15 protein-coding genes are annotated in these 22,906 nt (G+C 60.1%); 4 read left to right on the top strand and 11 right to left on the bottom strand.

What is annotated here, in order from left to right:
* Positions 1–10: 10 nt before the first annotated feature.
* The 6 genes from ABD720_RS10965 to ABD720_RS10940 all read right to left on the bottom strand — a co-directional run bounded on the left by ABD720_RS10965 (position 11) and on the right by ABD720_RS10940 (position 10,229).
* Complete coding sequence (locus ABD720_RS10965; RefSeq protein ID WP_344763324.1) at positions 11–5,947, bottom strand: FimL-related protein; 5,937 nt, start codon at positions 5,945–5,947, stop codon at positions 11–13.
* Positions 5,948–6,109: 162 nt separating this feature from the next.
* Positions 6,110–8,386, bottom strand: coding sequence for a methyl-accepting chemotaxis protein (locus ABD720_RS10960; RefSeq protein ID WP_344763323.1), 2,277 nt, complete (start codon positions 8,384–8,386; stop codon positions 6,110–6,112).
* 81 nt (positions 8,387–8,467) lie between these two features.
* Positions 8,468–9,100 (bottom strand): chemotaxis protein CheW, encoded by a 633-nt coding sequence (locus ABD720_RS10955; protein WP_344763322.1) that lies wholly within the window; start codon positions 9,098–9,100, stop codon positions 8,468–8,470.
* 12 nt (positions 9,101–9,112) lie between these two features.
* Positions 9,113–9,478, bottom strand: a complete 366-nt coding sequence (locus ABD720_RS10950; RefSeq protein WP_344763321.1) for a response regulator transcription factor — start codon at positions 9,476–9,478, stop codon at positions 9,113–9,115.
* A gap of 16 nt (positions 9,479–9,494) precedes the next feature.
* A complete protein-coding gene (locus ABD720_RS10945; protein ID WP_344763320.1) occupies positions 9,495–9,905 on the bottom strand; it encodes a response regulator in 411 nt (136 codons plus the stop codon).
* Between the two features lie 171 nt (positions 9,906–10,076).
* Positions 10,077–10,229, bottom strand: a complete 153-nt coding sequence (locus tag ABD720_RS10940; protein ID WP_344763682.1) for a rubredoxin — start codon at positions 10,227–10,229, stop codon at positions 10,077–10,079.
* Between the two features lie 111 nt (positions 10,230–10,340).
* On the opposite strand from ABD720_RS10940, the gene thiD reads away from it, so the two are divergent.
* Genes thiD through ABD720_RS10925 form a run of 3 tightly spaced genes read left to right on the top strand, consistent with a single transcriptional unit; the run spans position 10,341 to position 13,796 of the window.
* On the top strand, positions 10,341–11,165 hold the full coding sequence (gene thiD, locus ABD720_RS10935; protein WP_344763319.1) for a bifunctional hydroxymethylpyrimidine kinase/phosphomethylpyrimidine kinase: 825 nt from the start codon (positions 10,341–10,343) through the stop codon (positions 11,163–11,165).
* A gap of 24 nt (positions 11,166–11,189) precedes the next feature.
* On the top strand, positions 11,190–12,479 hold the full coding sequence (gene hemL / locus ABD720_RS10930; protein WP_344763318.1) for a glutamate-1-semialdehyde 2,1-aminomutase: 1,290 nt from the start codon (positions 11,190–11,192) through the stop codon (positions 12,477–12,479).
* Between the two features lie 24 nt (positions 12,480–12,503).
* Positions 12,504–13,796 (top strand): NRAMP family divalent metal transporter, encoded by a 1,293-nt coding sequence (locus ABD720_RS10925; protein ID WP_344763317.1) that lies wholly within the window; start codon positions 12,504–12,506, stop codon positions 13,794–13,796.
* Positions 13,797–13,810: 14 nt separating this feature from the next.
* On the opposite strand, the gene corA is transcribed toward ABD720_RS10925, so the two are convergent.
* Complete coding sequence (corA, locus tag ABD720_RS10920; RefSeq protein WP_344763316.1) at positions 13,811–14,776, bottom strand: magnesium/cobalt transporter CorA; 966 nt, start codon at positions 14,774–14,776, stop codon at positions 13,811–13,813.
* Positions 14,777–15,365: 589 nt separating this feature from the next.
* On the opposite strand from corA, the gene ABD720_RS10915 reads away from it, so the two are divergent.
* On the top strand, positions 15,366–18,173 hold the full coding sequence (locus ABD720_RS10915) for an NEL-type E3 ubiquitin ligase domain-containing protein (RefSeq protein WP_344763315.1): 2,808 nt from the start codon (positions 15,366–15,368) through the stop codon (positions 18,171–18,173).
* Positions 18,174–18,206: 33 nt separating this feature from the next.
* Here the strand turns inward: ABD720_RS10915 and mtgA are convergent, their stop codons facing one another.
* From mtgA to ABD720_RS10895, 4 genes are all read right to left on the bottom strand, one after another.
* Positions 18,207–18,902 carry a monofunctional biosynthetic peptidoglycan transglycosylase gene (mtgA, locus tag ABD720_RS10910; RefSeq protein ID WP_344763314.1) on the bottom strand — a complete coding sequence of 232 codons (696 nt, stop codon included), beginning with the start codon at positions 18,900–18,902 and terminating at the stop codon, positions 18,207–18,209.
* A 5-nt stretch (positions 18,903–18,907) separates the two neighbouring features.
* Entirely contained in the window at positions 18,908–19,765 is an 858-nt protein-coding gene (gene aroE / locus ABD720_RS10905; protein WP_344763313.1) for a shikimate dehydrogenase, read from the bottom strand.
* Positions 19,766–19,773: 8 nt separating this feature from the next.
* Positions 19,774–20,667 (bottom strand): TonB C-terminal domain-containing protein, encoded by an 894-nt coding sequence (locus ABD720_RS10900; RefSeq protein WP_344763312.1) that lies wholly within the window; start codon positions 20,665–20,667, stop codon positions 19,774–19,776.
* A 69-nt stretch (positions 20,668–20,736) separates the two neighbouring features.
* Positions 20,737–22,842 (bottom strand): ribonuclease catalytic domain-containing protein, encoded by a 2,106-nt coding sequence (locus tag ABD720_RS10895; RefSeq protein ID WP_344763311.1) that lies wholly within the window; start codon positions 22,840–22,842, stop codon positions 20,737–20,739.
* Between the last annotated feature and the right edge of the window lie 64 nt (positions 22,843–22,906).

Here is a 22,906-nt window from a genome sequence, read left to right as displayed (position 1 = left end):
CCGACAGCCGTCAGTCCGGCGCCACTCTCGCCGGCAGGAATCCGCGGATGGCGTGCAGCAAATCGGCTTCCTGATAGGGCTTGCCGAAGTACTCGTTGACGCCCAGTTCCAGCGCGTAATTGCGATGTTTGGCTGCCGTGCGCGAGGTGATCATGATGATCGGGATGTGACGGGTGCGTTCATCACCGCGCACGTTGCGGGTCAGGTCGAAGCCATCCATGCGCGGCATTTCGATGTCGACCAGCATGACGTCCGGCGTGATTGCCTGCAACTGCTCCAGCGCATCGATCCCATCCTTGGCGAGCACCACCTGGAAGCCCTCCCGTGTCAGCAGCCGTTGCGTCACACGCCGCACGGTCAGCGAGTCATCGACCACCATGACGATGCTCTGGGTACGCAATCCCTGCACCGCATCCGCCACCGCAGGCGCACCGGCGTCACCGGTTTCGGCGACTGCACCCATACCGGCCTGAGCCGCAAGCGACGCCGGCCGACGGGCCTGGTCCAGTACCGCCCGTTGCGCCAGCGGCAACGGATTGACGATCAGGACGATCTCGCCGGAACCCAGCACCGTGGCACCGGCGATCCCGACCATGCGCGCCAGTTGCGGGCCGATGTTCTTGACCACCACTTCGCGGTTGCCCTGGACCTCGTCGACATGCAAGGCGACCCGCTCGATGCCGCTCTTGAGGATGACCAGGGGTGAATACTGCTGCGCTACCGGCACGCTCTGGCGATCGCCCAGCAGTGCCGGCAAATAGAACAGCGGCACCCGCTGGCCCTGCCACATTACGGCGCCATCGTTGTACGCATTGGCCAGCGCACTGGCCTTCAATTGCTGAACCTGTTCGACCAGCACCGACGGCACCGCATAGATCTTGTCACCGGTACGCAGGATCACGACTTGCGTCACGGCCAGCGTTAGCGGCAAATGAATCGTGAATTGCGCACCTTTGCCGGCCTCGGACTGGATTGCGACACGCCCACCCAGGCTGCTCGCTTCGGAGCGCACGACATCCATGCCGACACCGCGCCCTGCCAGCTCGGTGACTTCGTGTGCGGTCGAAAATCCCGGATTGAAGATCAGGTCGGTCAGTTCGGCATCGGCGACTTCGCGGCCATCGGCCAGCAGACCGGTGGCGACGGCCTTGCTGCGGATGCGCTGCAAGTCGAGGCCGCGACCGTCATCCGAAAACTGCAACACCACTTCGTTGCCATCCTGGCGGATTTCGATGCGCAGTTCGCCCGTCTCGTTTTTGCCTGCGGCAAGGCGCTCGTCGCGGCTCTCGATGCCATGCACGATGGCATTGCGCAGCAAGTGCTCGAACGGCCCGGCCATTTTTTCCAGGACGCTGCGGTCGATCTCGACCGCGCTGCCGCGGATGTCCAGATTGACCCGTTTATCGACTTCCTTCGAGGCTTGCCGCGTGACCCGGTAGAGGCGCTCCGAGATGCTGGCGAATTGCACCATGCGTACCCGCATCAGGTCCTGCTGCAGATCGCGGGTCAGGCGCGCCTGCGCGACCAGCCCGGCGCTGGCGCCATCGACGGTACGGGTGAGGGACTGCTGGACCGTTGCCACGTCGCTGACGCTTTCGGCCATCATGCGGGTGATTTCCTGCAGTCGCGTGAAGCGGTCGAATTCCAGCGGGTCGAATTCGCGATCCGGCGAATTGGCCATTCTGGAGGTGATCTGGGTCTCGGCCTGCATCTCGATTTCGCGTAATTGCTCGCGCAGGCGGGCCACGTTGTCGGTCAGCTCGCCCAGCGAGAGTCGCAGGGTATCGACGTCGGTTTCCAGTCGGGAGCGCGAGATCGAGACTTCACCGGCCTGATTGACCAGCCGATCAAGAATATCGGCGCGCACGCGGACCATGGGTACCGCTGCTGCAGGCGTCGTGCTGGCAGGCATCTGGCCCGTGAACCCTGCCGTACGCACCGGCATCACCGACGCCAGTTCCACCAGCGCAGGGCGCAGTGGCAGGTCGGCATCGGCGGAGCTGTGCAGCGCTGCCTGCGGTTCGATCGCTGGCAATTCCGCGCCTGGATTTTGCAGCAACTCGAACAGGTACAGGCCCTGGTCGTGGCGCGCCAGCAGCGCGTCGATCGCACGGTGGTCCGGCGCACCGGCATGCAATATCTGCTCGATCCGGGTTTCGGTTTCGTGCATGTACTGGCCCAGTTGCATCGCACCGGCCATGCGGGCACTGCCCTTGATCGTATGCAGCAGGCGCAGGATGGATTGTGGCAGCGCAGTGCTGGACAGCGCCGCTTGCCAGGCCCGCAACGCCGCCCCCATTTGCGGCAACATGTCGCGTCCTTCTTCCATGAAAATCGGCAGCAGGTCAGCATCGAGTTCGTCGACGATGCGCAGCGCCGGATCGGCATTGGCGTCGAAGGTCGTGGCAAGCTCCGGCTCGTCGAAAGCGACCACCTCGTTTGCAGTCGGGGCCGGCACATCGGCAGCATAAGCAAAAGGACCAGATGTGACCGACAAGTCGGCATCCTCGCCAACCGGCATCACGTCATCGCTTCGGACCGTCGTGACATGCTCGGTGCGTTGTTCCAGGTCCTGCAGCAAGACACGCAACAGATTGACTTGTACCGGTTCATGCAGCGGCAGGTCACCCAGCGCGAACTCCTGCAGCATGACCTTCATCGTCAGGACGCTGTGTTCCATCAGATCGTAGTCGGCGACCGTCAGCGGAACGGGTCTGCGCGCCAGCAATTGCAGGACATTCTCCAGCGCATGTGCGACTTCCTGCACCGCCCTGAAGCCGACGGTGGCCGAACTGCCCGCTAGCGAATGCACTGCATGTACGGCCTGGATCGACACCGGCCGCTCGGTTTCATGGCGCCATTCGGCGATGTCGTTGGACAGGATGCGCACCAGATCGTCAGTCTCTGCGAGGTAGATGTTGTGCAACGGCACGCTGATGTCGATGTTGCCGATCCGCTTGATCGTATCGTCGTGCCTGAACTCGGTCGCGCCCGTGCCCGGAAAATGCAGCACTGCTGCGCTGCTGACTGCGGTCTCTGCGGGTGCCAGAAACGGTGCCCGGGTTTCCTCCACGGTCAGTTCCGGAATGTCGTTGGCACTGTCGGCGTCGGCGTCGGTGTCGATGCCGGAACCGGTGTCGGACTCATCGAGATCGGCAGCATCGTCGGCTGGCAACCCTGGCAATCCGACGAGGGATTCGGATGGCAAGACAGGCGACGCCATGTAGGCAACCGTCTCGGAGTCCGGCGCGACATCCAACGACAACGCTGCCTCCTGCACCTCGTCGAGTACCGGCAATCCTTCGATCACTTCGTCGACGCCAAGGTCGACTGCCGTGTTCGACGGCAGCGCAGATTCCGCCGCAACTTCCGGCATCAGTGACGCAGGAGGGTCGAATGGCTCGCCGTCCATGAGTCGCTGCGCAGCAGCCATCAGTGGCTGTGCGTCGCGATCTGATGATCCGGTCTGTTGCAAGTCATCGGACCAGCCGTTCAGGAGGATCTCGGCCTGGTCCAGCAAGCCGCAGAGGTGTTCCGACGCCGGCTTCTCGTCTGCCACAAATTGATTGAGCACTTGTTCGACGCTCCAGGCCGCGTCGCCAAAGGCATTCAGGCCGACCATGCGGCTGCTGCCCTTGAGCGTGTGAAAAGCCCGGCGCAAGGTGACCAGGTGACGCGGATCATGCCGGTCACTGCGCGACAAGGGTGTGGTCTCACGCACCACTGCCAGCACTTCCTGTGCCTCGCCCAAAAATATCTCCAGGAGTTCGGCATCGATGGCCGCTTCTGTCTGTTGCGGTGCCACGCTATGGGCCGGTGCCGGAAGTGCGAACATCCGGGCAAAAGCGACGTCAGTGGCAGCGAAGTCAGGTTGTGCCAGCAGCGTGATGGCAGCGGCAGCACGTGCCCCTGCTTCCGGATTGTCGAGCAAGCGGGCATCACGCTGGACCTGCTGCAAGACCTCGCGCAATTTTTCCTGGAGTGCGGGGTTATCGGGGTGCTCGGTCAGTGCCACTGCAAGATCCACCGACTGCTGCTGATGCAGCTGCATCTCCTGTTCAACCGTCGACAAGGCAGGCGGCTCGGACTGCCCGGATACCGCAGCCTGCGGAGCAGCGGCCATCGATGCGCTTGACCCGTCGTCAGGCATTGCTGTCAGTACCTCGGCATGCGTCGGCGTGCGCTCGGACACACGTTTTTTCTCGGTCAAGTTAGCGCGAAAAACGCCCTTTTCCTGGTCGAAGCCAAAGCGGCCTTTGGCCGCATCGGGATGCAGTTGCAAGGTCTCGATAAAGAAACTCAGTGCACCAATGTTCTGTGCCACATCAGAAAATTCGCTGGCATCCGGTGCCTGGTCTGCGGCCTCGGAAAAGGCATGCACGGTCGCCTCGATGTGCTGCACCGCCCGCATTGCCTCGTCCTGATCGAGCACCGCCAGTGCGCCACTGATCTGATGCAGGATCGGTGACAGTGGCTTCAATCCGGCACGCCGGCCGGGATCGCGAAAATAGTCTTCCAGTCCTTTTTCTACCTGCCGCAAGCTTGACTGCATTTCGCTTGCCAGCACGCTCAGCGTCTGGCGTTGCTGTGCCTGGCGCGACATGTCATCGAGCCAGTCACCGGCATCAATCGGCTCGTCACCAGCCACCATCGAGAGCAGCCGCGCCGTCAATGCATCGGCACGCAGCGGGAAGTTGCCATCCAGATTGCGAATATTGGCCAGTGCGTGCTCGACGAATAGCAGGCTTGCGGCCATTTCAAGACTGAGCCGGTCACCCGGATGGGAATAGGCGGCGTGACGGGCAATGCCATTGAGTTCGCGCAGCAATTTCGATAACGGGACCGAACCCAGTGTGCTGCCAGCCTCCATCAATCGGCGCATTTCGGCCTCATAACTTTCCGCAAAGCTGGCCTCGCCGACAGCAATTTTGCTCCAGTTTTCTTTTGCTTTGGCCAGGCTGTCTTTGGCCTGCGCCAGACTGGCGGTATCGACCTGGGCATAGCGCCGACTGGCATAATCCTGCGGCACCAGACCGTCGAGTTCGTAAGTAGTACGGACCTGCTGCGCCAGCGCCGATGGCTGCTCGATGCGCGCAATGAAAAACAGCGCATCCCGCAACAGGCGCTCGGCAATACTGGACGAGCCTTCACTGAGTCGCCGGATTTGCAGGTTGATGCGGGCAAACAGCTGTTTGACGTAGCGCTCGGCCGGTATCTGGCCGGCGCCCACACCCTCGGCGAAACTGCGCAACACCCACCAGAAATTGCGCGATTGCGGATTGGTCTGGGCTTGTTCGATATCGCCAATGATGGCCAGCATGGCGCTAACGCTGCCGGCCTGTGCCGAGGCGTCGGACTGCTTCAGGAATGGCAGCAGCGCCATTTCAAAACGCTTGCGCAGTTGCGCATAATTGACCGGCTCCTGGTCAATGCCAGGCGTGGCGGCAACCGCTGCCACCGGGAGCTCCGGTTGACCTGCCAGGTTCGGAAAAAACAGGTCCGCAGGATGAATGCGCTCGGCACTGCGCAATTCCAGTAGCGCCTGGTAATACGGAAACAGGCGCACCGGCTGGTGCGCAGCGCCGTTCAGCAATTCATCGAGATAGGCCAGCAATGCCTGGTAAGCGCTTTCAATCGTTTGCACTGCGTCGGCGGTCAATGCCACCTGACCCGATTCCATACGCACGAGTATGTCTTCGACGGTGTCGGTAATCATCGTGACGCCGTCGATATCGACAATCTGGAGTGCGCCGTGGGCCTGATGCACATATAACTTGGCGTGGCGCAGCGTGGTCGAACGCTCGTCCGCGTCCTGGGCAAGGGCGTCGCCAATCGCGCCCAGAGAGCGATTGAGTGCTTCGCGGATTTCGCCCATCACCCAGGACAGAGATCCTGCATCGAAGTTATCCCGCACACCGGGCGCAGAGATCGAATTTTGGCTGCTCATGACTTCCTCACGGGACTTCTGAAAACACGGCGCCGTTTGCCGGCGACACGTTATGTATCGTCAATAGTGCACCCTGCTACTATCCGAAGGACACGACGTTACCACGCCAATCACGCCTTGCGCGCAGGCGTACCGGCAGAACGTATTCCGGGAACAGCTGCATCAGGCAGTCACCCGGAAACGCGACACCGAGTTTTTCAGTTCTTCCGCCAGACGCGCCAGTTCGCGAATCGACGAGGCGGTTTGCTGCGTGCCTTCCTGCGTCTGCTCGGTCACCGTCAGGATGTTCTGGATGTTGAGTGCCACGCCATTGGCAGAGGTCGCCTGCTGTTCGGTCGAGACGGAAATTCCCTGAATCAGCTCCGCCAGTCGATTCGAGACGCGCCGGATATCGGACAAGGCGGCACCGGCGGCGTCGGACAAGCGCGCACCTTCAACCACACCCTGGGTTGATTTTTCCATCGCGGCGACGGCGTCGTGGGTATCGGTTTGAATGGTGCGCACCAGCGCGCCGATCTGCTTGGCGGCCTCGCCGGAACGCTCGGCCAGTCGCTGCACCTCTTCGGCCACCACCGAAAACCCGCGCCCGGCTTCGCCAGCCGACGCGGCCTGAATGGCGGCGTTCAGCGCCAGCACGTTGGTCTGTTCGGTAATGTCCGAAATCAGTTCGGTGATCTCGCCAATTTCCTGGGAGGACTCGCCAAGACGCTTGATGCGCTTCGAGGTCTCCTGAATCTGTTCACGGATTTCATGCATGCCCTTGATCGCATTTTCCACTGCTTTCGTACCTTCGTCGGCAGCACTCACCGACTGGCGCGCCACGTCAGCGGATTCATTGGCCGAGCGGGACACATCGGTAATCTGTAGCGCCATGTCGAGCACCGCCTGGCCGGTTTCCTGGATCTCGCGCGACTGTTTGTGCGACGCATTGAGCAGCTCGGTTGAAATTTCCTGCGCCTGGTTCGACGCCGCCGTCACCTGCACGGCAGTATTGGTGACCCGTCCGACCAGGCCGCGCAGCTCTTCCACCGTGTAATTGACCGAGTCGGCGATGGCGCCGGTAATATCTTCCGAGACGGTCGCCTGCACGGTCAGGTCGCCATCTGCGACTTCCTGCAATTCATTCATCAGCCGCAAAATGGCGGCCTGGTTCTGGTCATTGGCGCTTTTGGCTTCCTCCTGCTGGCGCTGCGCGTCGAAGCGCTGCAGCTCGGCCTCCTGGCGCCGCTCATCCGATTCCCGGCGCCGATTGCGGCCATCCTGCAGCAGCACCAGCGCGATCCCGACCGCCGCCATCAGGGCCATCAACCCGGAAAGCACGATGGCATACAAGGGCCACGCCACCGACTGCTGATTGCTGCGATAGGCGCTTTGCAGCGTCGACAAGCGCTGCTTGAGGGTTTCGTTTTCGCCGAAGATCAGCTGTTCGGATTGCTTGGCCGCGATGAAGTTTTGCAGATTGCCGAGAATGGACGACACCGACGCCTGGTAGTTGGCAAACACGCCTTGCAATTCGATCAGTTTGTCGCGCACATCCTTGTCCCGGCTGGCACCAAGGCGAAGTACGTCGCTGCCATTCAGGAAACCGTCGGTAATGTCACGAAAGGTGTTGGTGTCCTTGCCCAGCAAAAAGGCAGTTTCGGGATTGACGCCTTCGGACGTCAGGAACTCGTTGGCGCTGCGGCCCAGACGCTGGGTCAGCATGACCAGCTGGCCGGCGGCAGAAATCTCGCGTGGGCTCGCACCGCCCTGCACCTTCAGCGTTGAAATCTGCTCGGTCAGTTCGAGCAAACCGGGCGACAGCGTGTTGAGCTTTTGCAGGGTGGCACCGAAACTGGCGAGCTCTTTTTCCAGCTTCAGGATCGTCGCCGCGGCCTTGTCGGAGTTGTTCCAGACTTGCTGGGTCTGGTTCAGGATCGTCGCCATCTGCGCATCGGGCTTGCCGATCACATAGCCTTGGAAGGTGCCGCCGCGCAGCAGCAAACCGAGGTCGCGATTGAATTCGGTGCGGGACTCGTCCAGTTGCCGGAACGCTCGCAGGTTGCCCTGAATCGCATTCGGCGCGGCTTTACCGATACGCTGGGAATGCATCAGCGCGTCACCGGCAATCTGTGTCTGGATCGAGCTCAGCGTCGCGTTGCTGGAGCTCACATACACGAAGATACCAACCGCCACGAGCGAGGCCGCCATCAACACAAACAGCACGCGTATCTGTTCCTGTAGCGGCAATTTTCCGATCAGCGGCAGGACCAGGTCACCGCTGTTTTCCAGCACATCGCCGATGAAGGTGGCGTTCTGGCTTGATTCGCGATACGCCATTTGCCGGGTCACCGACCCACCCTCTTCGGTCGCGCTGGCAGACGTCTGCGCGCCGGTCAGCCCGGCACTGGCTTGTGAAGCGGTGCTGCCTCTGAAAATCAACGGAAGCTTGAACGCCATTTCAACATCTCCTGAATACGGTTGCTGTTGCTGTTGCGATTGAAATACCGGTGGGGCGACTGGATGCGGTCGTCGAGAATGTCATGCACCAACGTGCAGAAATTGCACATCCTGGATCAGTGTGGCGAGATCCAGCTGATGCCAGATCACGCCATCGGGATCGACATAGCGTTGCCTCAGCCATGCCGGAACACTGGCATGTGCGTCAGCAGGCGCTTCGTGCAAGCGCATATCGGCGACATTGCGCAAGCCCATGACCCGCGCCACCCTCAACGCGCCATTGAAAGCCAGCGCAGGTCCGAACGCAATGATCCGTGCGTCCCTGGTCGATGGAATCGGTGCTTGTCCGAGGAACTGTCCCAGGTCGACCACGCTGATCAGTTTTCCGCGAAGACTGGTAATACCAAGAAACCAGGGCTGCGTCAGCGGCACTTCGGTAATCGCCCCGACCGACACGATTTCGCCTGCCTCCTGCAGATTCAACAGCCAGTGGTCTGCACCAATTTTGATGCCGAGCTGGCTGGCCTGTACCCGGGCACCGGTCATCGCATCAGTCATGCGTGCGGCTAGTTGCGACTGGAAGTCGCGCATGCGCTGCCGGCGCGCTGCCGGGTCCGGTTTGCGATAGACGCGCTCGGGCACGGTGCCGCGCTCGTTCTCGCGCTCGGATTGGGATTCGGACTCGGACTCGGACTCGGACTCGGATGGATTCATGCTCTGCCTCGGCTAGCCGAGTGCGGCGATCTTCGCCAGCAACTCCTGAGGATCCACCGGCTTGACGATGTAATCGCGCGCGCCTTGCCGCAAGCCCCAGATGCGATCGGTTTCCTGGCCCTTGCTGGTGCAGATGATGATAGGGACATCCTGGGTGGCAGGATCGCGCGAGATCGCGCGCGTCACCTGAAAGCCGTTCTGGCCTGGCATCACTATGTCCATCAGGATTAAATGGGGTTTATCGGTCTTGATTTTAAGCAGTGCTTCTTCGCCGCTTTCGGCGGTCGATACCGAAAAGCCTTTTTTGATCAGGACGTCGGTCAGAAAGTAACGCTCTGTGGGCGAGTCATCGACGATCAGTATTTTTTGGATAGCCATCTGGCGCCTTGGATAACTAGGTAAGTTGGGCCGGCGCAGTGAATTCGCGCACGATCTTCAACAGACTGTCTTTGGTAAAGGGTTTGGTGAGGTAGGCGTTCGACCCAACAATGGCGCCGCGCGCCCGGTCGAACAGTCCGTCTTTGGACGACAGCATAATGACTGGCGTCGCGTGGAATTTCACACTCTTCTTGATGAGTGCACAAGTTTGGTATCCATCGAGTCGAGGCATCAATATGTCGCAGAAAATCAACGCCGGATGCATGTCATTCATTTTCGCCAGAGCATCGAAGCCATCGTCGGCAAGCACGACCTGATAACCGGCCTGTCCCAGGAAAATTTCTGCGGAGCGTCTGATCGTGCTGCTGTCATCGATCACCATGATTTTCAGAGCGGCGGCGACCGGCACTTCGATGGGCATTGTCATGGTGCAATCTCAAATGATTTGACCCAATATACGGCGCAACGACTTCAAATAGCAAGATGCCTAATAACAACATTTAACAAGTCGCCAGCGGGGTTGGCGGCGAAGCCAGCACGTTACATGGTCGCTTCTGCGCCGGGTCGGCTTGACTTCCGGATTGCCTCCGGATTTGCTTTACATCACAACCATTTCGAAATCTTCTTTCCTTGCGCCGCATTCAGGACAGGTCCAGTTCATCGGGACATCTGCCCATCGCGTACCCGGCGCGATATTTTCATCCGGCAAGCCGGCTTCTTCGTCATAAACCCAGCCACAAATCAAGCACATCCATGTCTGGTAATCCTGCTTGGCTGTCACGTCCGATGTTCCGTTGTTACTCACAGTTGGCTGCCCTTCAATCAAGTAAAATGCAAAGTCGCTTATCTTAATCTACCCGCCGTGCAAAACCAAACTTCTCCACTCGTATTGACCTTCGGCGCGACCGATCCCATCGGCGCCATTGGCATCCAGGCTGACCTCGCCTGCTTTGCCGGCATGGGCTGCCATGGCCTGTCGGTTGTCACTGCCGTGATGATCAGCGATACCACCAAAATTGAAGATCTCGACATCACCGAGGCCGACTGGGTCTCCGACCAGGCCCGCGTGGTGCTGGAAGACATGGCCGTAGCGTCGTTCAAGGTCGGCACCGTCGGCAGTATCGAAAATGTCTCGGTAATTGCCGAGATCGTGTCCGACTATCCCGACATCCCGCTGGTACTAGATCCGTTCATCACCGCGATTCCGGACGATGTCCAGGATGGTGACGACCTGTTGATGGCGATCCGCGAACTGCTAGTGCCGCAATCGACGCTGATGCTGCTGTCGGCGGTCGAACTGGCGCGCATGGCCGAAACCTGGCGCGAGCCATCGACCGACGACACGCTGGCCATCGATGCGATGCGGGTGATCGAACTGGGCTGCGAATTTTTGCTGGTGACCGGCACACCCTGCCCGGTGCACGAGATCGCCAATACGCTCTTCAGCGAAGCCGGCGTGGTCCGGCAGGACAACTGGCCACGCCTGCCGGGCACATTTACCGGCGCCGGCTCCACCATGTCGGCCGCCATCGCGGCACTGATGGCCAACGGCCTGGAGGTGCCCGAAGCCGTCTTCGAGGCACAGGAATTTACCAATGCCGCCTTGCTCGGTGCGCAACGACTGGGCATGGGCAAACTGGTACCGGATCGTTTTTTCTGGGCGCGTGAAGCGGGCCTCCAACACTGATTTTTTCTGATTTCCAAGACAACCATGACATCCAATAACGACATTCTGTTTGCGCGTGCGCAACTGACTACACCCGGCGGCGTGAATTCACCGGTACGTGCCTTCCGTTCGGTCGGCGGCACACCGCGCTTCGTGACGCGTGCCCATGGCCCGTACTTCTGGGATGCCGACGACAAGCGCTATACCGATTACATCGGTTCATGGGGTCCGGCGATTGTCGGCCATGCCCACCCGGTAGTGGTGCAGGCGGTTCAGGATGCTGCGGCCAATGGCCTGAGCTTTGGTGCGCCGACCGAAGGCGAAGTCCTGATGGCAGAAGAAATTTGCCGGCTGGTGCCATCGATCGAACAAGTCCGGCTGGTATCGAGCGGCACCGAAGCGACCATGAGCGCACTGCGGCTGGCGCGCGGCGCGACCGGACGCGACAAGATCATCAAGTTCGAAGGCTGTTATCACGGCCATGCCGACTCGCTGCTGGTGAAAGCCGGCAGTGGTTTGCTGACCTTCGGCAATCCGACCTCGGCCGGCGTGCCGCAGGATTTCGTCAAGCACACGCTGGTGCTCGACTACAACAATCCAGAGCAACTGGAAGACGCGTTCCGCGATATGGGCGACGAAATCGCCTGCGTCATCGTCGAGCCGGTGGCCGGCAACATGAACCTGATCAAGGCCACGCCGGAATTCCTGTCGACCATGCGTCGCCTGTGCACGCAATACGGCGCGATCCTGATTTTCGATGAAGTCATGTCGGGCTTCCGGGTCGCACTCGGCGGCGCGCAATCGATTTACGGCATCGTCCCCGACCTGACTGCGCTGGGCAAGGTCATCGGTGGCGGCTTGCCGGTAGCCGCATTCGGCGGACGAGCCGATCTGATGCAGCAAATGTCGCCGGTCGGTGCGGTGTACCAGGCTGGCACGTTGTCGGGCAACCCGGTCGCCGTGGCTGCCGGCATGGCAACCCTGAAACTGATCCAGGTGCCGGGCTTCTATGAAGGCCTGAGTGCCCAGACGCTGCGTCTGGTGCAGGGCCTGACCGCGGCTGCCGAGTCGCACGGTATTGCGTTCTGCGCCGACGCCATCGGCGGCATGTTCGGCATGTACTTTTCGGCGCAGGTGCCCGTCAATTTCGCCGAAATGATGGCGAGTGACAAAACCCGTTTCAATACGTTCTTCCATGCGATGCTGGACCGGGGCGTGTACTTTGCCCCGGCGGCATTCGAGGCCGGCTTCGTCTCGGCGCAGCACGATGATGCCGTGATCGATGCCACCATCGATGCCGCACGCAGCGCGTTCGAAGAGCTGGCACTGAGCTGATCAGGCTGATCCGGATCACCGCACATGGGCGACGCTGACTGCACCGATCTCCCCAAAAAAATCGGCCCGCTGCGGGCCGGACTGCACGCGCTCGGCCCGGGCCTGATCACCGGCGCGGCAGACGATGATCCGTCCGGCATCGCGACCTACTCCCAGGCCGGTGCACAATTCGGTTTCAACATGCTGTGGACGGTGGTGCTGACGTACCCGTTCATGGTCGGCATCCAGCTGGTATCGGCGCGGATCGGGCGCGTGACGGGACGCGGACTGGCCGCCAACATCAAGCGCGCTTACCCGCCGTGGCTGCTCTACGGCATCGTGCTGTTGCTGCTGGTGGCCAACACCATCAACATCGCGGCCGACATTGCGGCGATGGGCGAAGGCTTGCGGCTGGTGCTGGGGCATGGCTCGGCACATCTGTATTCGCTGGGATTCGGCTTCCTGTGCCTGACCCTGCAGATTTTTTTGCCGTATCGCCGTTACGTCAGCTACCTGAAATGGCTGACGGTTGGACTGCTGGCGTATGTGGCGACGGTGTTTGCCATCAAGGTGCCGTGGGGTGAAGTGGCACTGCGCACCTTCTGGCCTTCGCTGAGCTGGAACAATGATTCGGTCACATTAATCGTGGCCGTCTTCGGCACTACCATCAGCCCGTACCTGTTCTTCTGGCAGGCCTCGCAGGAAGTCGAAGAAATCCGCGCCAGCAAGACCGGACTGTCGCTGCGCAAGTCGCCCACCGATGCCAGCGTCCAGCTCAACCGCATCAAGACCGACACCTTCATCGGCATGGCGTTCTCGAATATCGTCGCGTTCTGCATCATCCTGACAACGGCGGTGACGCTGGGCGCACATGGCGTGACCGACATCCAGACCTCGGCACAGGCAGCAGAAGCGCTGCGGCCGATCGCCGGCGAATTTGCGTTCCTGCTGTTTGCACTCGGCATTATCGGGACCGGCTTGCTGGCCATTCCGGTACTGGCCGGCTCGGCCGCCTATGCGGTGACCGAGAGCTTCAAGTGGCGCAACGGACTGGAGCTCAAAGCGCTCGAAGCACGCGAGTTCTACGCCATCATTTCGCTGGCAACCATCGGCGGCATGCTGCTCAATTTCACACCGATCGACCCGATCAAGGCGCTGTTCTGGTGTGCGCTGATCAATGGCGTGATTGCGGTTCCGATCATGGCGGTGATGATGTTGCTGGCGCGCGAGCCCAAAGTGATGGGCAGTTTTACGTTGTCACGCCGGCACGTGGTGATCGGCTGGATCGGCGTGACCATCATGCTGGTGGCGGTGGTGGCGATGTTCGCCACGATGTGATTGCGGGCGCCTGACTATTTCAGCCAGCCGCGCCGCTTGAAATACCAGAACGGCGCAATCGCACTGCACACCATCAATGCCAGCGCAAACGGGTACCCCAAATCCCATTGCAACTCCGGCAGCAACCGGAAATTCATCCCGTAAATGCTGGCGATCAATGTCGGCGGCAGAAACGCCACCGACGCAACCGAAAAGATCTTGATGATCTTGTTCTGGTTGATGTTGATGAAACCCACCGTTGCATCCATCAGGAAGTTGATCTTGTCGAACAGGAAGGCGGTGTGGCCATCCAGCGATTCGATGTCGCGCAGAATCTGGCGCGCTTCTTCGAACTGCTCGGCATTGAGCAGGCGCCCGCGCATCAGAAAGCTGACGGCACGCCGGGTATCCATCATGTTGCGCCGGATGCGCCCGTTCAAGTCTTCTTCCTGGGCCATGGCATTGAGTGCGGCAGCCGCTTCCTGGTCGGTCAGTTCCTTTTGCAGCACGCTGCGGCTGACGTCTTCCAGATTCTTGTAGATGCCTTCGAGCGCATCGGCGGAATACTCGGCATCGGTGGCATACAGGTCCAGCAGCACGTCCTTGTAATCGCCGATCGATCCCGGCCGCGAACGGGCGCGCATGCGTACCAACCGGAACACCGGCAAGTCATCGTTATGGACCGAAAACAGCATGTCGCGCGCCAGGATGAAGGCGACCGTCACGACCTGGGACGGACCGTCATCGTCATCCAGCAAAAAATCGGTACGCAGATGCAGGTCGCCATTTTCGGCTTCGTAATACCGCGCCGACGCTTCGATATCCTTGACCTCGTCTTCGCCCGGCAGCGTGACACCGTAGATACTTTTGACCCAGTCACGCTCGTCATCGTTTGGGTCGGTCAGGTCGACCCAGACTGGCGCGACCTTTTCGAGGTCATGCCGATTGGCGATATTGACCTGGTTGAGGCGTCCGTTTTGCAACACAAAAACGTTAATCATGGGCGCTCCCGATGTTGCGCGATACCACCCGCACGGCAGCAATCCCGCGCGCGGCGCAATGCGATCCAACCCGACGGGAGAAGAAAAGAAAGTTCAAGCTGCACTCCGTTTGACCTGCGTATTTTCTCAAGAGGGACTCGCCCGACAAAACCTGCGCAAGTGTACGTTCATCACCTCTGCCCAGCAAGCTTGCGCACCAGACCATCGGCCGTATCCGTCGAGACGTTGGCGGGTTGCCGCTACCTCGATGCTGCAATGCTGAAAATGCGTGGATCACCGGAATGGTTGCCGGAACCCGTGGGGCGCGAGTCCGACATGTGCCGGTCGGCCGGATTGCCGCACGTCGCAATTTTTGCCAGGAATGGAACCAGTCGAAGGTGTTGACCACTGAACTGCGTCACATTCGACAGGCAATGATTCCGACGCACACAATGACCCTCCCAAGAAAAATATCCGGTACGAATCCCGTTTTATCCGTATTGCCTCCACGCGATGCACCCGAGATGGTCATCGATGCCAGTCAGATAAAGCCGTCTTCTCCTTTTGCTTCGCCCTCACTCCCACGCCGTACTTTTCTTAATTGATTCCAATGAGACCAGCATCCCTTCCGGCAAATTCGGCGAATGCCATCGCATCATTTCCTTCGCAGGACATACAGCCCGCCCGGCAACGTCACGTCAGCGACACCGTTGATCATCTTCCCGGCAATTTACGCGGTGAGGGACTCGCGTCTTATATGGAGCGGCACCTTCCACAATCCAATGAACTTTATCTGGCGGCCCGGACATTGACAACCGACGCCATGCAAACTGATTTGCTGATGCATTCCCGCAAACTGCGTAGCTATATCGGGATCAGCGATCGCTTACGAAACCAGTTTTTGCCATCGTCATCGACTACACCTCCGCATTTTGCTTTCGAAGCGCTTGTCTGGGCGGCGCCGCGCCTGTCATCGCCCTACCAGGAACGTGCCATCACTGACATCGATGCGGCATTGCAAGCAGCGGCAACGCCGATACAACGGATTGCGCTACTTACCGAACTGGGGAAACACTTTGACAAGTTTGACCCTGCCTCACGTCAGCGTATTGCAAGTCAGTTACTGACGGAATCGCGCATCAGGGCCGTGCCCGATGATGTCCTCGATCCATTCCGATTATGTCTGGCGGAGGCGCGGTGCATAGCGCGTGAACAATTACCCGGACTGGCTTCGCCTTCGAACAGACAGCAACATCAAGTGAACCGACCACATGAACTACCTTCCTCTATTTCAGGTGCTGTCGACGCACGCAACGCGGCGGGACTAACACAGGCAGAGCGCGTTATCCGAAAAAACTCGCCAGATATGCCAGCCATCTTGGCCAGATTGAAAGTAGCCGGTGCCGATCTGGAATTACCGGACGGGGAAGGCAATACACTATTGCATCGGACCGTGATGCAACAAAACCTGGCTGGCGTGAGTGCGTTATTGGACAACGGTGTGGCGGTCAATGCGTTCAATACGAATACGACCCGCGCGATCTCGAATTACGCTGCCACACCCGAAACTGCCGCCGCAACAATGAATCACCCACACTGGTCATGGAGTCACGCTGACCAGGCCACGCCCTTGCATCTGGCGGTAGCGTTCGCCGCCGATCCGGAGCTTATGCGCACGCTCATAAGGCGCGGGGCAAATGTCAATGCGCGTCCTGGCAACGGTATAACAGCATTGCACTGGGCTGCAGCATTCTCCGACAGTCCAATGGTAATCAATACGTTAATCGAATGTGGTGCGGCAATCAATGCAGAAAGTCATCGCCAAGAGACGCCGCTGCAATTGGCGTCTATGTCACAGTATCCGCTAGTGAGCATGGCCTTGATCGCTGCCGGCGCCAATCTGGAAGCACGCAACGAAAATCAGATGACTGCGCTGCATTACGCGGCAGCTACTTCTTCGGAACCTGCCATGTTGCGCACCTTGATCGAACTTGGCTCCGATCTGGAAGCACGCGCCGAAGCTCAGATGACTCCGCTGCATCTCGCGGCAGCCTCTTCTAACGAGCCTGCTATGTTGCGCACTTTGATCGCACTTGGCTCCGATCTCAACAGCATTGACGACAACGGCAGAACACCTCTTGACTGCGCGCGCGAGCGGGAGGAACCAGACATTTTTGTAAACCTGCTGCTTCAGGCGGGAGCCGCGTCGGGTGCTGTGTTGCGAGCAGCACAGGCAACACAGGTGGCACTCGCCATTGATCTTGATGCAGACTTTGCCTTTGCACTTCAATTGCACGAAAACGACCTCGCTCAAATACAGCGAAACAATTACGCTGGAACTAGTCGCGAAGTTGCCGACGACATCGATAACGCCCAGCAGACAAGTACCACTCAAGCAGGCCCGAATACATCCAGTTCGGGTGTGCCTGTCGCATCGACAACGGCGCGGCTATCCCCGAGCGAATCGTCACCCACCAGCAACGTGAATGCACGTCGCCAGCAACTCGCCAGTCAGCTACCACTTTTTCTGTCAGACAGCCTCGTACGCCGGGTAGAAATCTGGTACGGGTCAGAAAACCAGACGCAAGTACCCGAGCGGGCTAGCGACTGGTACGCCACCCGCAATGACGAGCATGCAACGGAATTCGGCGAGTTCCTGGCCGCTCTGTCAGAAACTGCCGAATTCCGGCAGCCTGCCCTCCAACCTGCGCTCCAGCAACGCATGCAGCGCCTGCTCGATGCCATGCAGACTTACCCCGAACTACGCACGCAGTGTTTCGCTCTGGCGCATGACAGCACGTCCAGTTGCGGTGATCGCGTGACGCTGGCACTCAACACGATGGAAATGGCACGGATCAACCATCATGCCGAGCTGGGGATGTACACCACCAATGACCTGATAGAACTCAGGACAGGCATGTTCAGGCTGGACGTACTGGCGCAGGTTGCACGCGAAAAAATCGCCGCCCTGCAGGCCGCCAGCGGGGGACGTGACGTGGAAGAAATCGAAGTCGTGCTGGGCTTTCAAACGCTGCTCGCAAGTCACTTCAAGCTGCCCGCAGTCGCACAGGCAATGCGCTATCGTTATTCGTCCGGGATCACCGATGCCGATCTGGAAAACGCCAAAGAAAAGGTCACCACACGGGAAGGACGGGATGAATACATTCAATTCATCGCCACCTGGAAACCGTGGCAGCAAAACCTGGAACGAACGCGCCCGGAGGTCTTCGACGCGTTGCGTCACCAGGTTGAGACGGAACGCGAACCGCTGGCCGTGCAACCGGCATTTACGTCCGAACATGATTACATGGCAATGTGCAGCGAGCTCGAGCGCATGCAGACTGCACGTCAGGTCATCGCCGTGAACCGGTTGACGCGGCAGCTGGTGGTGCAATACCGGGATCAGCAGAGCGCGTGACGAGGTCTCGCATAACCACATTGCCCCCCATGATCAAGGCAACTCAGCCGACCCCATCCGCCGCAGGATCAAACCGGTGCGCCCCGCCAGATAGCCCGATCCGCGGTTCTTGTCATAGAAGCGCGGGCGCGGCAGCATCCCGGCCAGGCGTGCTGCCTGACTGGCACCCAGGCCCGCCGCCGAGACATGAAAATAATGCTGCGCCGCCGCTTCCGCACCGAACACGCCGACACCCAGCTCGACCACGTTCAGATAGATTTCAAAGATGCGTTCCTTGTCCATCCAGAATTCGAGCATGTAGGTGATGACGAATTCCTGCCCCTTGCGCAGGTAGCTGCGGTCACCCGACAGGAACAGGTTCTTGGCCAGTTGCTGGGTAATGGTCGAGCCGCCCGAGACGACCTTGCCCTTGCGGGTATTTTTTTCGTAGGCTTTTTGCAGCGCTTCCCAGTCGACCCCTTCATGCTCGGAAAAATGCGCATCTTCCGAGGCGATGACGGCCCGCTTGAGGTTGTTCGAAATCCGGTTGTACGGGACCCAGGTGTACTTGATCCTTGCATCGGGATTTTTTTCCTGCAGCGCCGATTCCTGCTGGCGCATGAAACTGGTCGAACCCGGGTTGTGGTCGACCCACCACCATATCTGCACAAAAAAATACAGCTGTACCGCCAGCACGATCACGAACGGCACGACGAACAGCCACAGCAGGAACTTGCGCAGGGTTTTCATGGGAATCAGGTGGCGGTGGAGTCGGTGCGGGATGGATTGCGTAAAACGTCGGTCAGGTGCGCCAGCACTGTCCCGGTCTGCGGACGCACGCCGCGCCAGACCAGAAAGGCTTCGGCGGCTTGCTCGACCAGCATGCCGAGGCCATCGCGCGTTGCCGCGCCCTGCTCGGCCGCAAAGCGCAAGAAGATGGTCGGCTGCACGCCGTACATCATGTCGTAGGCCAGCGTCTGCGGACCGAACAGCGTGCCGGAGATGGGTGGCAGTTCGTCGTTGAGGCTCGCTGCGGTGGCGTTGATGACGACATCGAACACACCATCGAGTGCATCGAATGTCTGCGCCACGATCGCGCCATGCGATGCAAATTGCGCCGCCAGCGCGACCGCCTTGTCGGCGCTGCGATTGGCTATCACCAGTTGCGCCGGTTGCTGCTCCAGCAGCGGCAACAGGCATCCGCGCGCAGCGCCTCCGGCACCCAGCAGCAGTATCCGTTTGCCGCGCAAGCTGACACCCGCATTGACGACGATGTCGGTAACCAGGCCGATGCCATCGGTGTTGTCGCCCAAGATGCCGGTGCTGTCGAAGCGCAACGTATTGACTGCGCCAGCTGCCTGCGCGCGCGCAGTCAGCGTGGTCGCCAGCGCAAAGGCGTCGAGCTTGAATGGCACGGTGACGTTGGCGCCGTGCGCACCGTCGGTAATGAACTGGTGCAGCGTGTCGGCGAAACCACCGAGCGGCGCGAGCAGTCGTTCATAGGTCATGGCCTGCGCGGTTTGCGCCGCGAAGGCCGCATGGATAGCGGGCGATTTGCTATGCGCGACCGGGTTGCCGATCACGGCGTAACGGGTGGGGGACGGAGTCAACATGCACGACCTTAATTGTTGCCACCGCGAAGTTCGGCTTCCAGCGATTCTTCGCGGGTGAACTTGAAACGGGTGATGATTTCCCAGACATCGTCCTTGCCGGAAGAACGCATGTTGGGTGGAAATTTGCCGAACGGCGCCGAGCGCCGCACGATGCGCAGCGCCGCGTTGTCGAGCGCCGGCTTGCCGGAACTGCGCTCGATGCGAGGACCGCCGTCACGCTCGTAAATCGTGCCGTCCTGATAGACCGGAATGTAGATCACCAGCTCGCCATACAGTTTTTTGCCATCCTGCTGCGGGAAATTCACGGTGCCGCGTTTTTCGATGCGGTCCTGCAGCGCCTTGTAATACATCGCGTAGCCGACTTCCCGCGTGCTCGGCGTGATCTGGGTTTTTTTCGGGCGCTTGTTGTATTCCTCGATGTTGCGGGAAATTTCCGCTTCACGACGGGCGATCGACTTGCTGCTGTCCTGGGCATCGTTGCCGTCCGGCTTGGGCGGCTCCTTCAGTTTGTCGAGGTCGGACAACAGCGGAATCGATAGCGGGGTTGGCTTGTCGACTTGCGCCATCAGCTTTTTCTGGGACTGTTCGAGTTCGGCAATCCGGCGTCGGGTGGCTTTCACGCTGTCGCCGTCTTCGGTACGCCGCATGTCCGGCAACGGTGATTTGGTGCGACCGGCATCGGCATTGCCACCACCATCGAGGTTGGCCTGCGCCAGCACTTCGGCTTTCATCGGCGGCGTCTTGTGCTTGGCGTTGACCAGGATGACTTCGAGACCGGGGTCGTCGGGCTTCTGGCGGCGATAGTCAGGCGACGTGAAGCGGATGGCCAGCAACACGCCATGCACCAGTACCGAGACGGCAATGGCGATGGTCAATGTCGGATTACGCAGGAGTAGCTTCACGGGCAGGTGGCATGGATGTGGCTGAGAGCAATGATTCTACGGGAAAGGCAGGTCATCTTCGAGACCGGATCAGTCGGTTAGTGGCGTGGCATCGACAGCGGCATCGCGCGCTGTATCAGCGTCGGCATCAACGTCGGTATCAACGTTGGCTTCGGGTTGCGGCGCGAAGGTTGCGGCTTCCGCTTCGGCGACCACAGCGGCTTCTTCTGTTGCCGCCGCTTCGATCTCTGCGTCGGCACTGTCGTCGTCCTCCTCGTCACCCAGCGCCTCGACCGCGCTCGGCACCACCTCGATCAGGCGTGCCTCGACACTGAGGTCGATCTCGTCCCAGCGCGCCAGGTCCAGCACGACCTGACTACCGCGCGGCAGCGACTGCATGCCGGGCAGCTTGATGACCAGCGGGATATCGACCAGCCGCAGGATTTCATCCTTGAGCACGACGGCCTCGACGCGGGTGGCTTCCTGCTGGCCCAGCCAGCGCAGGCACCAGTAGCGTTCCATGTTCGACTGAAATTCGCCGTACGCACCGTAGGCGCCATCGAACGCCGAGACGATCGCGAACAGATCAGCGTCGCGCGGCTTGAACGGTGCCACCAGTGGTGCAGTGATGCCGTGCTCGACGCAGGCCAGGATTTGCCACTGGTTGACCAGGTCGGTGTAGCGCCGCAATGGCGAGGTGCTCCATGCGTATTGATCGACACCCAGGCCCTGATGCGGCGCTGCATGGGTGACCATGCGCACGGCCATCTTGGTGGCCCAGCCGCCGCTGCCGCCACCCTGGGCGCGATAGATACCCGGCACGCCGCTGTCGTTCATCAATTTGCCCCAGGTACTGTTGGCAAAGATCATCAGCTCGGCGACCAGTTTGTCGAGTGGCGCACCGCGCTTGCGCTTGGCGATCGTGACGACATCGTCATCGACATAAAAATTGAAGTCGACCCGGTTGTTCTGCTCGGGCCGCAAGCCAAAACTTTCGCGCTTGGCCATGCGGCCCTGCTCCAGTACCAGTGCCCATTGCCAGATCAGGGCGATGTCGGCCTTGTGCGGATAGTCGCCGGTGCCGGCTGCCAGATGTTCTTCGGTGACGTAGGCATCGAGGTCGTTATGGCGCAGGTTGGCGGCAATCGGCACTGCTTCGGCGCGGGTCTCGGTCTTGATGACCGACCAGTCGGCCGGGTCCAGCGTGGCATACAGCGAGACTGCCGGGCAGGTCTTGCCTTCGGCCAGCGTGAACGATTGCACCAGGTCATCCGGCAGCATCGTGATCTTGTCACCGGGCATGTAGACCGTCGACATGCGGGCGCGCGCAATCGCATCAATCGCGTCATCGCGCTTGATGCCCAGTGCCGGTGCCGCGATGTGGATGCCGATGCGGACCATGCCATCCGCCAGCGTCGTGACCGAAAACGCATCGTCGATTTCGGTGGTGGTGACGTCATCGATCGAGAACGCCTGCACATCCGCCACCGGCAGTTTCGGCGCCGCCGGAATCGTGAACGGCGGGAACGCCAGCCCTTTCGGAAATTGCTCGAACAGGAAGCGCGAAAAATGCAGCTGCTTCGGCGAATCCAGTCCGCCGCACGCCAGCATCAGGCGCGGCGGCGTGGTTTGCAGTTCGCTGCAGGCGGCGTCGAGCGCCTTGTATTCGATACTGTTCTTGTCCGGTTTGAACAGCAGTTGCAGTACCAGCGGGCGCAGCGCCTCGGGTAACTGATTCTGTTTGAGCTGATCGACATAACCGGCCTGAATCACTGCCTGCTGCTTCTTTTTTTCGATACCGGCCTGCGCGGCTTTGAGCGAGGTTTCGGGAGCCGCCTTGTAACGGCCCTTGCCCTTCTTGTAAAAATAGATCGGCGAGGAATGCAGGCAGAACAGCAGTCCGGCGGCTTCGTCCGGTTGCAGTGCGTGGCCGAAGTATTCGGCACCGAGCTCGGCAAAACCGAATTCTTCTTCGCCGGCGACTTCCCACAAGAATTCCAGATCGATCTCGTCGCAGATGATTTTTGCGGCGGCAATCATGTCCTGTGGCGCCGGGGAAGCGAACTGCAACAACACGTCGCGTGCCTTGACCTTGGTGCGTTTGCCGGATTGCATCTCGACCTGATAGGCCTCACCGGCTTGCGACATCATGACGCCGGCCTTGAAATCACCGGATTCTTCGAAAAATAAATTCATCAATAACTTTGCTGTGGAGTAGGTGTGGTGTGGTGTTGTGTTGTGTCGATCAGCGCAGCAGGCT

The sequence above is a fragment of the Actimicrobium antarcticum genome (assembly GCF_039536745.1).
Lineage (GTDB): Bacteria > Pseudomonadota > Gammaproteobacteria > Burkholderiales > Burkholderiaceae_D > Actimicrobium > Actimicrobium antarcticum.
This window is presented reverse-complemented; position numbering and strand designations above follow the sequence as displayed.